Annotated in this window: 12 protein-coding genes; all 12 read left to right on the forward strand. The window is 35.4% G+C overall.

Annotated features, from left to right (window positions below):
• The first annotated feature begins 238 nt into the window (after positions 1–238).
• The 12 genes from adhE to DYH56_RS13000 all read left to right on the forward strand — a co-directional run bounded on the left by adhE (position 239) and on the right by DYH56_RS13000 (position 15,182).
• A complete protein-coding gene (adhE, locus tag DYH56_RS12950; protein ID WP_114643299.1) occupies positions 239–2,899 on the forward strand; it encodes a bifunctional acetaldehyde-CoA/alcohol dehydrogenase in 2,661 nt (886 codons plus the stop codon).
• Positions 2,900–3,175: 276 nt separating this feature from the next.
• Positions 3,176–4,294 (forward strand): NAD/NADP octopine/nopaline dehydrogenase family protein, encoded by a 1,119-nt coding sequence (locus tag DYH56_RS12955; protein WP_114643300.1) that lies wholly within the window; start codon positions 3,176–3,178, stop codon positions 4,292–4,294.
• Entirely contained in the window at positions 4,294–5,922 is a 1,629-nt protein-coding gene (locus tag DYH56_RS12960) for a methionine synthase (protein WP_114643301.1), read from the forward strand. Before DYH56_RS12955 ends, DYH56_RS12960 begins: the two co-directional genes overlap by 1 nt.
• Positions 5,923–6,191: 269 nt before the next feature.
• Positions 6,192–7,715: a rhodanese-like domain-containing protein gene (locus DYH56_RS12965; protein WP_114643302.1), complete on the forward strand. Its 1,524-nt coding sequence runs from the start codon at positions 6,192–6,194 to the stop codon at positions 7,713–7,715.
• A gap of 783 nt (positions 7,716–8,498) precedes the next feature.
• Positions 8,499–9,212: a TVP38/TMEM64 family protein gene (locus tag DYH56_RS12970; protein ID WP_199533030.1), complete on the forward strand. Its 714-nt coding sequence runs from the start codon at positions 8,499–8,501 to the stop codon at positions 9,210–9,212.
• A 16-nt stretch (positions 9,213–9,228) separates the two neighbouring features.
• The gene (locus tag DYH56_RS12975) at positions 9,229–10,047 is read left to right on the forward strand and encodes a sulfurtransferase (RefSeq protein ID WP_114643303.1); all 819 of its coding nucleotides are present in this window, start codon (positions 9,229–9,231) and stop codon (positions 10,045–10,047) included.
• Positions 10,048–10,050: 3 nt separating this feature from the next.
• Positions 10,051–10,173 (forward strand): rhodanese-like domain-containing protein, encoded by a 123-nt coding sequence (locus DYH56_RS16285; RefSeq protein ID WP_233500041.1) that lies wholly within the window; start codon positions 10,051–10,053, stop codon positions 10,171–10,173.
• A 17-nt stretch (positions 10,174–10,190) separates the two neighbouring features.
• Positions 10,191–11,327: a (Fe-S)-binding protein gene (locus DYH56_RS12980; RefSeq protein WP_114643304.1), complete on the forward strand. Its 1,137-nt coding sequence runs from the start codon at positions 10,191–10,193 to the stop codon at positions 11,325–11,327.
• Positions 11,328–11,422: 95 nt separating this feature from the next.
• Positions 11,423–12,193, forward strand: a complete 771-nt coding sequence (locus DYH56_RS12985) for a TVP38/TMEM64 family protein (protein WP_114643305.1) — start codon at positions 11,423–11,425, stop codon at positions 12,191–12,193.
• A 232-nt stretch (positions 12,194–12,425) separates the two neighbouring features.
• The gene (locus DYH56_RS12990) at positions 12,426–13,547 is read left to right on the forward strand and encodes an ABC transporter substrate-binding protein (RefSeq protein ID WP_114643306.1); all 1,122 of its coding nucleotides are present in this window, start codon (positions 12,426–12,428) and stop codon (positions 13,545–13,547) included.
• Positions 13,516–14,391 carry an ABC transporter permease subunit gene (locus DYH56_RS12995; protein ID WP_114643307.1) on the forward strand — a complete coding sequence of 292 codons (876 nt, stop codon included), beginning with the start codon at positions 13,516–13,518 and terminating at the stop codon, positions 14,389–14,391. Before DYH56_RS12990 ends, DYH56_RS12995 begins: the two co-directional genes overlap by 32 nt.
• Positions 14,392–14,528: 137 nt before the next feature.
• On the forward strand, positions 14,529–15,182 hold the full coding sequence (locus DYH56_RS13000; protein ID WP_114643308.1) for an ABC transporter permease: 654 nt from the start codon (positions 14,529–14,531) through the stop codon (positions 15,180–15,182).
• The last annotated feature ends 341 nt before the right edge of the window (positions 15,183–15,523 follow it).

The raw sequence follows: 15,523 nt of genomic DNA on the forward strand, positions 1-15,523 counted from the left end.
TCACATAAAATAGAGCTTAAAGAATTAAATAAAAATAAAAATAATTTTTTTAAAAAAGTATTATGTTTTAATTATAACCAATAAATACGGTAGTTGTTTTTGGTGTTCTGTTTTGATATAAAATTCACATAGGAGTATGGTGGGAATAAAAGATTTATCAAAATCGTCATTTGACATAAAAAAAAGTAATTGCTATACTCAATCCATGAGAAAAAAATAACTAACTCGGAGGATTTTTATGAAGATAACAAACGTAAAGGAATTACAAGATTATTTAAAAACTATGAAAAAAGCTCAAGAGGAATTTGCTACATTTTCCCAGGAAAAGGTAGATATTATATTTAGAGAGGCTGCATTAGCTGTAAATAGAAAAAGAATTGAATTAGCAAAGATGGCTGTAGAAGAAACTAGAATGGGAATAGTTGAAGATAAGGTAATCAAAAACCATTTCGCTTCAGAGATCGTATACAATAAATATAAAGATACAAAAACTTGCGGGGTAGTTGAAAAAGACGCAGCTTACGGTATTGAAAAAATAGCTGAACCTATCGGAATAGTAGGAGCGGTTATACCAACTACAAACCCTACATCAACAGCAGTATTTAAGGCGTTAATCGCTTTAAAAACAAGAAATGCCATCATATTCTCTCCGCATCCAAGAGCTATGAAGTGTACTGCTAAAGCCGCAGAAATAGTAATGGAAGCTGCTGTAAAAGCCGGAGCACCTGAGGGAATAGTAGGTTGGATAACTAAGCCGTCTATGGAATTATCTACCCACCTTATGCAAAATGTAGATATTATCTTAGCTACAGGAGGACCGGGAATGGTTAAGGCTGCTTACTCTTCAGGAGTGCCTGCAATAGGAGTAGGAGCCGGAAACACACCTGTAATCATCGACGAAAGTGCACACATCAAGATGGCTGTAAGTTCTATCTTAATGTCTAAAACATTTGATAACGGGGTTATCTGTGCATCTGAACAGGCAGTATTAGCACCTGCTTCAATCTATGAAACAGTTAAAAAAGAATTTGCTGACAGGGGAGCATACTTCTTAAAGGGAGACGAGTTAGATAAGGTAAGAAAGACTATCGTAATTGATGGACACTTAAACTCAGAAATCGTAGGACAAACAGCTCATAAGATAGCACAATTAGCCGGTGTAGATGTACACGTAGATACAAAAGTATTAATAGGAGAAGTAGAATCTGTAGAATTAGAGGAACCATTCTCACATGAAAAATTATCTCCGGTATTAGCTTTCTATAAAACAACCGGGTTTGAAGAATCTTTAGAAAAAGCAGACAGATTGATTCAACTAGGCGGAATGGGACATACTTCTATCATGTATGCTGACGAATTAACTGCTACTGAAAGATTAGAAAAATTTGGTAAAACAATGAAAACGGGTAGAACATTGGTAAATATGCCTGCTGCCCAGGGTGCAATTGGAGATGTATTTAACTTCAAACTGGCTCCATCATTGACTCTTGGTTGCGGATCATGGGGAGGAAATGCAGTTTCTGAAAACGTAGGAGTAAAGCATCTTTTAAATATAAAAACTGTAGCAAAAAGGAGAGAAAACATGCTTTGGTTTAGAATTCCGGAAAAAGTATACTTCAAATTTGGTTCATTACCAGTTGCTTTAGAAGAACTAAAGGGAACTAAGAAGAAAGTAGTAATAGTAACTGACTCGGTATTAGCTTCATTGGGGTATACAAACCACGTAACAAATGTATTGGATGAAATCGGTGTAGATTATAGAATATTCTCCGATGTACAAGCTGACCCTACATTGGCTACTGTAAGAAGCGGGGCAGAGATGATGAAGTCATACCAACCGGATGCTATCCTAGCATTAGGTGGAGGATCTCCAATGGACGCGGCTAAGATCATGTGGGTTATGTATGAGCATCCAGAAGTAGTGTTCGAAGATCTTGCTATGACATTTATGGATATCAGAAAAAGAATAGTAAAATTCCCTAAGATGGGTAAAAAGGCAGATTTCTGGGCTATCGCTACATCAGCTGGAACAGGTTCTGAAGTTACTCCATTCGCAGTAATAACAGATGAAAAGACAGGAGTAAAGTACCCGTTAGCTGACTACGAATTAACTCCTAACGTAGCTATCGTAGACCCTCAATTAATGTTAACAATGCCAGCTTCATTAACAGCTGCATCAGGATATGACGTATTAACTCATGCATTGGAAGCATATGCATCGGTATTAGCATCGGATTATACAAATCCATTAGCTTTAGAATCATTAAGATTAGTATTTAAGTACTTACCTCAATCTGTAGAAGGTGGAGCTACAGCACTAAAAGCAAAGGAAAAGATGGCTAACGCATCTTGTATGGCAGGAATGGCCTTCTCAAATGCCTTCTTAGGTATTTGTCACTCAATGGCACATAAATTAGGAGCAGCTTTCCATATACCACATGGAGTGGCTAATGCACTATTAATAGAGGAAGTTATCAGATTTAACGCTACAGACAGACCTAATAAGATGGCTGGATTCGCTCAATATAAGTATCCGAATGCCAAGGAAAGATATGCTAAAGCAGCAGATTTCTTAAACTTAACTAAAGGAAATGAAACTCCGGAAGAGAAGGCAAAATTACTTAGAAAGGCTTGTGTAGAGTTAAGAGAAGCAGTAGGGATCAAGCATACTATCGCTGACTACGGAGTATCTGAGACTGAATTCTTAGGAAAATTAGACAAAATGGTAGAGGAAGCTTTCGATGACCAATGTACAGGAGCTAACCCAAGATATCCATTGATGAAAGAGTTAAAAGAGATGTACTTAAGAGCATACTATGGTGCAGAAAAATATCAAAATATGGTAGTAAATGAAACAACTAAAAAGTTAAAAGAAGTAAAGGTAAAGAAAACTTCATAGGATCTATAAAAAAACTGGGAAAAATTTCCCAGTTTTTTTTATGTCTATCTATTTGTAAATCTCCGATATATATAAGTTTTCCTGAAATCTTGACGTAGAGTCATATAGGTTATAATACTAATATTAATAGTAAAAATCTTTGATTATCATGACATTTTCTATACTTAAATTTTAAATTTACCATAAAAAAAGAGGAAAGTTTAAATTTTAAACGTAAATTTCATTTGGTTGTGAGGCCTGCATTATTAGGAGAAAAAAAGAAAAAAAGGGGGACTTATGAAAAAAAAATTAAAGTTTGCTGTTATTGGTGCCGGAAATGGGGGGCAGGCAATTGCAGGATATCTAGCCTGTAAAGGATATCAGGTTAATTTATATAATCGTACGATAAAAAATATAAAAAGAATAAAAAAAAGAGGTTATATTGATTTAGAAGGTTGTATTAATGGACGGGGAAAGTTAAATTTGATTACAGATAATATGGAACAGATAATAAAAAATGTAGATATAATTATGGTTGTACTGCCTGCTACTGCCCATAATTTTATCGCCAATAAAATTAGCCGTTTTATAACACAGGATCAATATATTGTATTAAATCCCGGAAGAACAGGGGGAGCATTGGAATTTAAAAATATTATGAAGAAACATGATCCCTTTAAAAATGTGTGTATTGTAGAGGCTCAGACTTTATTGTTTGCGTGCAGAGCAATAGAACAAGGAAAAATAAAAATTTTTAGCAAAAAGGCAGAAGTCAAAGTAGCTGCCTTACCGGCTATAAAAACCAATAAATTCATTCATCTGATAAGCCAAGCTTTTCCAGAATTTACTCCGGCTGAAAGTGTATTAGAAACCAGTTTTAATAATATAGGTGCCGTACTGCATCCAATTCCTACCATATTAAATTGTGGAAGAATTGAAAATACAAGGGGGAATTTTCAATATTATATAGATGGTATTACCCCATCTGTGGCAAAAATTATAGAGGAGGTTGACTATGAACGAATGTTGGTTGCCAAAGCGTTGAGAATTGAAGTTTTATCTTTAAAGGACTGGCTGGAGTATACCTATAACACTCATGGAGATACATTGTGTCAGTCACTTAGGAATACCAATGGATATTATGGAATCATGGCACCAGAAAATTTAGATACCAGGTATATTTTTGAAGATGTTCCTCAAAGTCTTGTACCTATTCGGGATATGGCAAAGTATCTGGGGATACAAACACCGACTATTGATTCCATGATTCATCTGGCATCTACTCTTCACAATACAGATTATTATCTAAGTGGAAGAACCATAATTGATATGGGATTGGAAGGGTTATCTCTGGAAGAAATAAAAGAATTTGTAAGAACTGGTCATGTATCAGGCACAAGGGGAGTGGAAGTATAATGAAAAAATATATAGGTGCCGCAATCGGAAATTGCGTTCATGTAGGCGGGGCTGTGAATTTTTTGAGGCTTGCAGAAGAAGAAGGACATTCTGCAGAATTTTTAGGAGCAGCTGTAAGTATAGATAACTTAATTGACTATATTCTTGAAAAAAACCCCGATGTGGTAAGTATTGGATTTAGGTTGACACCCGACTCTGTAATACCCCTGTTGAATGAGCTGGAAAAAAAAATTTATGATCACAAATTAGAAAATATTGAGTGGATTTTTGGGGGAACAAAACCAGTTGCTGAATTTGCAAAAGAATACAAGTTTTTTTCTAAAATATTTGATGGTACAGAAGATTTAGATGAGGTCATTGGTTATTTAAGGGGAAAAAAATTAAAGGATCTTGTCATTGATGAATCCCAGGATATTATAGAAAGGATAAGATCCAGATATCCTTATCCTGTTATAAGGCATCACTTTGGACTGCCCTCCTTAGAGGAAACCTATGAAGGAATTAAAAAAATTGCAGAAGCCGGGATTTTGGATGTGATTTCCATAGGACCCGATCAAAATACCCAGGAAAACTTTTTTTCACCAGAGAAGATGAACCATGATTTAGATGGGGCAGGAGGGGTACCTCTGAGAAAAGTAGAGGATTTTGAAAAGTTATACCGGTCTGCTCAAAGGGGAAATTACCCCCTATTAAGATCTTATAGCGGAACTGCAGATATTTTTAAAACTGCAGAACTCCTTCAAACTACAATCAAGAATGCCTGGTGTGCCGTACCTCTGTGCTGGTATAATGTGCTGGACGGAAGGGGTGAAAGATCCCTTGTTACCTCTATCAGTGAGGGACAGGAGTTGATGAGATGGCATGCCCAAAGGAATATCCCCATAGAAGTCAATGAAGGGCATCATTGGAGTCTTAGGGATGCTCATGATACTATTGGTGTGGTTATGGCTTATTTGGCAGCATATAATGCAAAAAAAATGGGAGTGAAAAATTATATTTCTCAATATATGTTCAATGTACCGGCCTGCATCCACCATAGAATGGACTTGGCAAAGATGCTTGCAAAGGTTGAATTAATTGAATCTTTGGAGGATGAAAATTTTAAGGTGTTCAGACAGGTAAGAGCTGGATTGGCAAGTTTGAGTACAGATTTAGATGTGGCCAAGGGGCAGTTAGCAGCCTCTACCTATTTGGCCATGACTTTAAATCCCCACATTGTGCATGTGGTAGGTTTTAGCGAAGCAGATCATGCGGCCAAACCCGAAGATGTAATTGAAAGCTGTAAAATTGTAAGGGGAGTTATAAGATCAACCCTCTATGGAAGGGTAGATATGAAAAATGATACAGTTGTTCAGGCTAGAAAAAATCAGTTGATAAAGGAAGTTAAATATCTGCTGAATACTATAAAATCACTTTATAATAAAAGTGAAGATCCATGGTCGGACCCTGTAGTTATTGCAGATATGATTAAAAAAGGAATTATAGATGCTCCCCATTTGAGAGGAAATAAAAATGCTAAGGGAACATTAGAAACAAGAATTGTAGATGGAAAATGTATGGCATATTCCAAAAAATTAGGAAGGGTCGTATCGGAGGAAGAGAGGTTGTCGGAATTATTAGATCTTTAAGCATGAAAAGATAGTCCCAGGGACTATCTTTTTATTTTAGAAAAATATCAAATTTATATGGATAACTCTATGAAATTTTTTTATTCTACCTTTTTCAACCAAAAGAACTCAAGGGTCGGGATACAATAGGTGAACAGATTTAAATCTAAAAAAGAATTGAATAAAAGGAAATAATACAGGATAACGTATATTTTAGACTATAATAAACTAATTTTGTAAAAATATCTTAAAGACCTGTGCTTATTTTAAATATAAAAAGGGAGAATAAAATGAAAAAACTGCTGATTATTCTAATGTTTATGACAATTTTTATGGTTGGAATGGCCGATCCTGCAAGATCAAAGGATTATTCGGTATATGCAACGAGCACCCTGGTAAGCCCGAAAACTGCAGATAAAATGATAGAGGCCGAAAAGGACCTGGTGATTTTAGATGTAAGAAAACAGGCAGTTTTTGAAAAAGAACATCTGGAAGGATCTTACCAGATTTGGAGGCCGGATTTTTCTGCTGATAAGGGGGAATATGAATATAGCGGGATGAGGGCTTCCCCTGAGAAGATGGCTGAAACATTAGGTTCCTACGGGATTACAGCTGATACCCACCTCCTCTTACTTGGTGAAGATGCGGCCAGATTATGGTGGATATTGGATATGTACGGACATAAGGATATATCCATGATCGACGGCGGAATAGACGGGTGGAAGACAGCCGGATTAAAAGTAGTAGAGGGAGGTGCAGCAAGACCAGCTGCCCAGGCGGTATATGAATTTAGCGGTCCGGCAGATCTTTCTAAGTCAGCGAATTTAGAAGATGTGAAAGCTGCAATGGCAGATGATGTAATGATATTAGATACAAGAACTTATATTGAATCTGATGGATTAATTCAAAAGGACGGGGCATTTGCCAGGGGTAGAATCCCGGGTTCGTATAATATTCCATGGAATTTGATGGTGAACAAGGATAAAACATTTAAATCACCTAAAGAGATGAAAGCAATTTTGGATGAGGAGGGGATTACAGAAGATAGGGCAGTTATTTTATACTCTCATTCAGGCGTAAAATCTGCTTATATGACCTTTGTATTGAAAGAGTTATTGGGGTATAAAAATGTTAAAAACTATGATGGTTCATGGACTCAGTGGTCCTATGAATCCACCCGGGGAAATGTTGAAATTGAGAGAGATAACATTTTTAAGATTCTGTTCAGTTACCTTAAAAACAGGGAAAAATTAGAAAGTATAATTACTATGTTAGGGGTATGGGGACCACTGGGATACATTATAATGTATATAGTGGTTACAATAACTATGATATCGGCAGTGCCTGCCACAATAGCCGGCGGGATAATCTTCGGGCCAATAATGGGAGTTATCTATACGGCTATAGGGGCAGGTATAGGACTTTCATTATCTTTCCTGATAGCGAGATATATTGCAAGGGGAGCTATTGAGAGAAAGTTTGGAAACACAGCTATGTTTAAAAAAATAGATGAAGGAGTAAAAAGAGACGGATGGTTTATTTTGGCTGTAACCAGATTGATACCTATCTTTCCATTTGGGATCCAAAATTATGTATATGGTTTGACTTCTATTGGGTTTATGCAATATGCCATATTATCTACAATATTTATCCTTCCGGGAACCTCTGTATATGTCATGCTGGCAGGGGCATTTGCATCTGGAGACAGGGATATAGTTTTAAAGTATTCGATCATAGCGTCATTGATTTTCCTTGGATTAATTATAGTTACCAGGATAATCAAGAAAAAAGCTGGACTACAAAATAAAAACTAAATAACTAAACTTTCGAGAGACTTCATCTATTTAAAGTTAAGAAATTTGCCCGCCTTTGGTGGGCAAATTTTATTTTAAATTAATGCAAAATAGAGTAAAAAAAATTGATTTTGTTGGCGGCTATATATCGATAAAGTTATTTAAAAAATCATTTTTTATTGAAAAATTGGAAAAAAAGTGGTATAAATTATGTAAATAAATTTTTAAAGGAGAGGAATTATGTTTAAATTAAGATTTAATTGAGCCTGAATAGCCGATAAACTTCTGGATGAAGTTATGATGGAACTTTTAGAATCTGAAAAAGGATATATTAGGTAGTCTTTCTGCTTCAATATTATAAACATTTATTCCAATTCACTCTTTAACTTCCAACCCATTTTAAAATTATGATGGATATAAATAAACATATTAACGAGATGTTTTGACCTTAATATTTTATCTATTCCTAAATAATTACTTTCGGAACAACTCTGTTCCCATTAACAATCATTTTAAAAAACGAAGAAAACAATAAAAATTTAATCTTAATGCATAAATATAATCTCCTTGATAAAGCAGGGGGTCACTTGTGATGTGTTAAATTCGGACTTATCTCGGAAAATTATTGCTTTTAAAATTTATTCAAACCTCAGTTGATTCTAGAAAGATGTCCATAGGATAGATTAAATTTAATAAGCCTTGAATGATAACTGTATAAATTTACATTAATTTTAAATTGACATAAAATAAAGTGAAAATTTTTATTATATATAATAAAAATTATAGTATATGGAGGTTAATTAATTGAAGTATAGAAAAGATAAGATGCTAAAAATAGGAGTTTTGATAGTCATAACAGGGTTATATTTTTTAATACCGGCAGTGAAAATAAATGTCAATCAGGCTATTTTCATCCTTCAAAATGTAGATGTTGATTTGGCAAGAGGTTATATTTTAGGATTTGGAATGTGGGCACCAGTTGTATCATTTTTATTGATGATATTACAATCTATAGCAGCACCCCTTCCAGCCTTTATAATAACCTTTGCAAATGCTGGTTTATTTGGCTGGGTAAAAGGAGCTCTTTTATCATGGACCAGTTCCATGGCAGGAGCAGCACTTTGTTTTTATATAGCAAAGTTTTACGGAAGAGATGCAGTGATAAAATTAACCGGTAAATATGCATTGGACAGTGTAGATGATTTTTTTGATAGATATGGAAAATATACAATATTGATAGCACGTTTACTGCCGTTTATTTCTTTTGATATTGTCAGCTATGCCGCCGGATTAACTTCTATGAGTTTTTTCAGCTTTTTTATTGCAACTGGTATAGGACAGCTGCCGGCAACGATAATTTATTCATACATTGGAAGTATGTTAACAGGTACAACCAAAACAATAGTGGTTGGATTACTTATGTTATTTGCAATAAGTACATTAATATTTTTATTTAAAAAGGTTTGGAATGATAAGAAACAGTCAAGAGATACTACAGGATTAGAAAACGTAAACTAAAATACAAGGGGGAAAAATGAGAAAAAAATACACCATGGGATTACTTATTCTATGTGGATTGATGGTTTTTTTATTTAATGGTTGTGGTAAATCACCGGCTGAGGAAGTAAAAAAAATAGATCTTTCCATATATGAAAAAGGAGATTATTTTATCAGCCCGGAGGAGCTTAAAACGTTATTAGGAACAGAAAATTTAGTATTACTGGACTGTAATAATCCTAAATTATACGCTAAAGAGCATATAAAAGGAGCAGTTGGAATCGGATTCCATGCTTTTTCAGAAAAAGTCGGAAAACCAGGAGATCCAGGTTGGGGGACTATAAAATCAAAGGAAGAGCTGACTAAAAAACTTATTTCATTGGGGATAGACAATGAAAAAATAGTGGTACTCTACTCCGATTTATTTAAAGGTCCCGGAGCAGATGGACGTGCAGCCTGGCAATTAAGATTAGCAGGAATGAAAAATGTTAAAATCCTTCATGGAGGGTCCGGTTATTGGAAAGAACTTGGTTATGAGATGACGAATGATGTTACAGTTAAACCAACACCTAGTACTGGTGTGACTTTAAAAGATTATGACAGAAGTTTTATGGTAACGAAGGACGAAATTTATAAGAATTTAGGAAAAACAACACTTATCGATGTAAGAACTAAAAAAGAATTTGATGGATCGCAAAATGCAGGAGAGCCTAGAGGCGGCCATATAAAAGGGGCAAAGCACCTTCTTTGGACAGATTTGTTGAATAAAAATGGAACTTTAAAGACTCCAAAAGAGATGGAAGAGATAATGAGTGAAATGGGTGTTTCTAAAAAAGATGATTTTACACTCTACTGAACTATGGGAATAAGATCAGGTTATGCAACTATGATCCTCAGAGCCGGAGGCTTTGAAAATGTAAGAAACTATGAAGGTTCTATTTATGAATGGAGTGGCGATAAAACTATGCCAATGGAAAAATAAATAATTAGGAGAGAGTTATGATTCCTGAAAAACTTAGAGAAAAAATAGAAGAAATAATCGATGGTTGTTTAGAATGTAAATCTAAACCTTGTATGAAAAACTGTATAATGTTAAATGAATTTGGAGAAGATCCTAAGTCAATTCTTAAGGAATGTATAGCGAAAAATGAAATACCGGATAAACTGGTATATTCATGTAATATGTGTAACAGGTGTACAATTGCCTGTCCAAAAGACTATAAAATACAGGATATCTTTATGGAGAGTAGAATTCTAAAAATAAAGAGAAATAATGGTAAATCACCTATGAAGGGTCATAGAGCAATAGAAGCTCACCAATATTTAGGGTATTCAAATTTCTTTAATACAGTCAATAAAGCTCCTAAGGGAAATAAAACTAAAAGAATATTTTTTCCGGGGTGTTCCCTGCCTTCTTATAATTCAAAAGCAGTGGGAAATATATTGGACTTTTTACAGGAAAAATATGATGGAGAGATAGGATCGGTCTTAAAATGCTGCGGGAAACCAACAAAATCTCTGGGACAGGTAGAGGCTTTTGAAAAAAGATATGCTGCAGTCCAGAAAGCTATAGACGATACAGGAGCAGAGGAAATTATCGTAGCATGCCAGTCATGTTATAGGGTCTTTAAAGAACACAGCCCCAATCAAAGGGTAAGGTCTTTATGGGAAATATTACCGGAATTAGGACTGCCTGAGCAGACTAAGGAGATAGGAAAAGATTCGGATGTGGTATTTGGTATCCATGATTCGTGTTCTACGAGAGACAATGTGGAGATCCAAAATGGGGTCAGACGGATCTTAGCTCAGATGGGATATAAGACCGAAGAGTCTGTAAATACAAGGGGAAATACAAGGTGCTGCGGATTTGGAGGAATGGTAATGCCGGCTAACCCAGAAGTAGCTCATGCAGTTATAACTGAGAGGGGAACGGAATATAAGACAGATCATATAGTAAGTTATTGTGCTGCATGCAGGGAATCTATGGAAAATGCAGGAAAAGATTCTGTGCATATCCTGGATCTGGTGTTTGGAGACAGGTATATAAAGGCTTCAGCAGAAAAAAGATCTCAAGGTTCGGTTAGACAATGGATCAACAGGTTTAAATCTAAAAAAGAATTGAATAAAAGAAAATAATCCAATACTAAGATATATTTATTGTGGCTATAATAAACTAATTTTGTAAAAATATCTTAGAGGCCGGTGCTTACTTTAAATACAAGGAGATTAAAATGAAAAAACTGCTGACTGTTGTAATGTTTATAGTCATTTTTATGATTGGAATGGCTGGTCCTGCGACATCAAAGGATTATTCAGTATATGCAGCAAGACCAACTACCCAGACGGTATATGAATCCACCCGGGGAAATGTTGAAATTGAGAAGGATAACATTTTTAAAGTTCTATTTAGTTACCTTACAGAGAGGGCAAAATTAGAAAGTGTGATTACTATGTTAGGGGTATGGGGACCATTGGCATATATTATACTATATATAGTGATTACAATAAGTATGATGTCGGTACTGCCTGTCACAATAGCCGGCGGGATAATCTTCGGGCCAATAATGGGAGTTGTCTATACGGCTATTGGGGCAGGTATAGGACTTTCCTTATCTTTCCTGATAGCGAGATATGTTGCCAGGGGAGCTATTGAGAGAAAGTTTGGAAACACAGCTGTATTTAAAAAAATAGATGAAGGGGTAAAAAAAGACGGATGGTTTATTTTAGCTGTAACCAGATTGATACCCATCTTTCCATTTGGGATCCAAAATTATGTATATGGATTAACTTCTATTGGATTTATGCAATATGCCATATTATCTACAATATTTATCCTCCTGGGGACCTCTGTATATGTGATGCTGGCAGGAGCATTTGTATCCGGAGACAGGGATATAGTTTTAAAGTATTCAATCATAGCATCACTAATTTTTATGGGACTTATGGTGGTAACGAAGATTATCAAAATAAAGATGGAACTTAAAAAAATAAAAATTAAATAAGCTTTTGGGATACTGGATCTACTTAAAGTTAAGAAATTTGCCTGCCTTTGGTGGGCAAATTTTATTTTAAATTAACTTTAATATAATTTAGTTTTAAATCGGTTAAAATACCGGTAAAAAATTTGATTTTTTTGGTGACAGTATGGATTTTTATTTCAAAAAACATTCAGAATATAAGGCTGTAACTATGCTATAATAAAAGCAGAACACAATTATTTAGAGGGGGGAAGAGATGAAAAAATTAATATTTCTATTGATATTAACGAGTTTTTTATTGATAGGCTGCGGAAAAAAAGAAGAAACGTCGAAAAAAGACGTTCTGGGTATGAGCTGGGAAGAGATTGAAAAAAACGCTCATGGCCAGACTGTGTCTATAACCATGTGGGGGGGAAGTAAGGAGATTAATAAATATTATGATGAATTTATAGCTCCTAATCTGAAGAAAGAATATAATATAACTTTAAAAAGAGTACCGGTTACGGATATCAGGCAGCCTCTGAATAAGTTGGTTGTAGAGAAAGAAGCCAATAAAGTAAATGGAAGTACCGATGTTATCTGGCTCAATGGAGAAAATTTTAAATTTGCTAAAACTAACGGGATTTTACTGGGAGATATCAACTCCAAGCTTCCAAATATAGAGGGGGTCGATCCAAATGCTCTTAGGAATGATTTTGGTGAGCCGGTAGACGGACTGGAAGCGCCTCTGGGACAGGCTAACTTTATAATGATAACGGAGATAAAAAATCCTCCTAAGACAGCAGCAGAATTAAGATCGTGGGTGATAAAAAACCCAGGAAGATTTACCTATTCCAATCCCAATGATTTTGTAGGGAATGCCTTCATAAGGACACTGGCTGTAGATCTGTTGGGAAGAGATGATTTCACAGTGGAAGAGATGGGACCGGTATGGGACTACTTAAACGAAATAAAGCCCTATCTGTGGAGGGAAGGAAAAACTTATCCTGAATCTTCAGAAAAAAATCATGAATTGTTTGCCAGTGGAGAGGTTGATTTCACTATCAGCTATACTCCCAGTATCGTAGAAAATAAAGTAGCTTTAGGAGAATTTCCCAAAGATACATATCCATATGTGATGAGTGTTGGGAGTTTCACAAACAATCATTATCTGACTATAGCTAAAAATACACAAAATCCAGAAGCAGCTTTGGTTTTTATAAACTATATGATCTCAAATGACCCCCAGGAGGAGAAGATGAAGTCTTCGGTATGGGGAGACGGGGCAGTTACAAAAAAATTAAAGGAAGAGTTGTTTTCACCTCAACTGGAGGAGTTGTCTCCAGAGGTAACGGAAGGGATAAAAGATGAATGGTATGAGAAAGTGGCAAAGGGTTAAGGAACACCTGGGGATTCTGCCCAGTATCGTGGTGATGTCAGCCTTATTTTGGAGTGGAATACTGGAATCTTTTAAGCAGATATTTAATTATAAGCTGCTGGAAAAAATAATAAATAAGGGAGATTTTTTAAATTCTCTGGCTTATACAGCCAGACTGAGTCTGTGCTCTATAATTTTAGTAGGAATAATATCTCTTTTGGGAATATATATCCTCTATCTCCTCAGTACAGAGGTCGGTCCGGCAAAATTAAACGGGATAAAGATGTTTTTACTTTCGCCTATGTATATCCCCTATCTTTTAGGAGGATATATGATGGCTATTTTAATTGGCCAGAGCGGAATTATCTCCACCCTGTGCCATAGATTGGGGTGGATTCATAAGATGACTGAATTCCCGGTTTTAGTCAATGAGAGTCATGGATATTCAATCATATTGACCTATGGATGGAAGGCCAGTCCCTTTGTGATCCTCATGGTCTATTCAACGATGATAAAGATAAACAATGAATGGCTGGATGTGGCCAAAGTGTACGGAGTAAATAGATATCATTTTTTTAAAGAGGTGGTATTTCCAATAATTTTCCCGATCTATCTCAGTTCATTATTTGTAGTATTTGCTCATATATTTGCTTCATTTGAGGTTCCGTATCTGCTGGGAGTAACCTACCCCAGAACTCTGCCGGTTTTAGCCTATGAAAAATACGCAAGGAATAGTATAGCCAACAGGGGAGAGGTAATGGTAATAAACAGTATAATCATATTACTAACGGCCGGTATGGCACTGCTTATCTATAAATTGAATAAATCACTGGGAGAAAGGGTGGAATTAGAATTAGAAAAATAATTATAATAGCAGGGCTGGTATTCATACTGGCAGTTTTATTCCCGTTTATTCCCCTGATTCTGGGGTCCATATCCAGCGGGTGGAGGTTTGGAGAGATACTGCCTCCTAATTATTCTATAGATGGATATGAGTATGTATTGAAAAACAGATCCACATGGATTGGAATGGGGTATAATCTGTTCATTGCCTATACGGTGGCTGTAATCAATCTATTTCTGGCTATACCTGCAGCTAGATTTTTATTCAGAAAAAAAAGCCGATTCAAGGGGATCTATATGATAATTTTATTTGCTCCCCTGATAATTCCGTCCCTTTCATCTGTACTGGGGATCCATCGGAGTATGATAATCTACGGGTTAACAGATAATTTATTAGGAGTAATTTTAGTAAACATAATCCCCAGTTTTCCCTATGTACTTCTCAGTCTGTATGGGAGTTTCAAAGGATTTCCCAAAAGATTGGAAGAATCTGCACTTATTGACGGTGTCTTAAAATTTCAGATGTACAGGTATATTATCCTGCCCATACTGATCCCCGGGATATTAATCGGGTCAACAATATCCATATTGATATCTCTGTCGGAATATATTCTGACCCTTCTTATAGGAGGGGGGGAGATAATTACCCTGCCAATCCTTATGTTTCCATATTTAAGCAGCGGGGATAAGATAGTCGGATCGGTCTATGCTATCCTATTTATCTTCTTTAATATAGCCGGGATTTTATTATTTGAGCTGGGAATAAGATCTGTATTGAAAAAAATTACAAAGGTAAAACTAATTGATAATTGAAAATGAATAATTAAAATAAAAAGAAGAAAAAGACTAGTCACAAATAGCACAAATTAACATGAACAAATTAATTTTTAAAATATTGGACACGAAGGCCACAAAGGAAAAAAGAGCTCACAAAGAGGACCTAAAACTTAGTGAGTTTTCAGATAGTATCTGCGTTTTATAGATTTTATAATAATTAGTGTAATTCGTGATAAAAGTTTAAAAATAAAAGGAGCATTCCTGTATAATAAAAAAGTAAATGGTTGAAAAAAAAAGATACCTCGATGTAAAATTAAGACGACTAAACCCTAATATTTTACGGAGGTATCCACATGAAGTTTAACCAAAATAGCAAA

The organism is Psychrilyobacter piezotolerans, assembly GCF_003391055.1.
Lineage (GTDB): Bacteria > Fusobacteriota > Fusobacteriia > Fusobacteriales > Fusobacteriaceae > Psychrilyobacter > Psychrilyobacter piezotolerans.

What these genes read in the sequence shown, in the direction of transcription:
- adhE (WP_114643299.1), top strand. Translation starts at nt 239, where the DNA reads ATGAAGATAACAAACGTAAAGGAATTACAAGATTATTTAAAAACTATG.
- DYH56_RS12955 (WP_114643300.1), top strand. Translation starts at nt 3,176, where the DNA reads ATGAAAAAAAAATTAAAGTTTGCTGTTATTGGTGCCGGAAATGGGGGG.
- DYH56_RS12960 (WP_114643301.1), top strand. Translation starts at nt 4,294, where the DNA reads ATGAAAAAATATATAGGTGCCGCAATCGGAAATTGCGTTCATGTAGGC.
- DYH56_RS12965 (WP_114643302.1), top strand. Translation starts at nt 6,192, where the DNA reads ATGAAAAAACTGCTGATTATTCTAATGTTTATGACAATTTTTATGGTT.
- DYH56_RS12975 (WP_114643303.1), top strand. Translation starts at nt 9,229, where the DNA reads ATGAGAAAAAAATACACCATGGGATTACTTATTCTATGTGGATTGATG.
- DYH56_RS16285 (WP_233500041.1), top strand. Translation starts at nt 10,051, where the DNA reads ATGGGAATAAGATCAGGTTATGCAACTATGATCCTCAGAGCCGGAGGC.
- DYH56_RS12980 (WP_114643304.1), top strand. Translation starts at nt 10,191, where the DNA reads ATGATTCCTGAAAAACTTAGAGAAAAAATAGAAGAAATAATCGATGGT.
- DYH56_RS12985 (WP_114643305.1), top strand. Translation starts at nt 11,423, where the DNA reads ATGAAAAAACTGCTGACTGTTGTAATGTTTATAGTCATTTTTATGATT.
- DYH56_RS12990 (WP_114643306.1), top strand. Translation starts at nt 12,426, where the DNA reads ATGAAAAAATTAATATTTCTATTGATATTAACGAGTTTTTTATTGATA.
- DYH56_RS12995 (WP_114643307.1), top strand. Translation starts at nt 13,516, where the DNA reads ATGAATGGTATGAGAAAGTGGCAAAGGGTTAAGGAACACCTGGGGATT.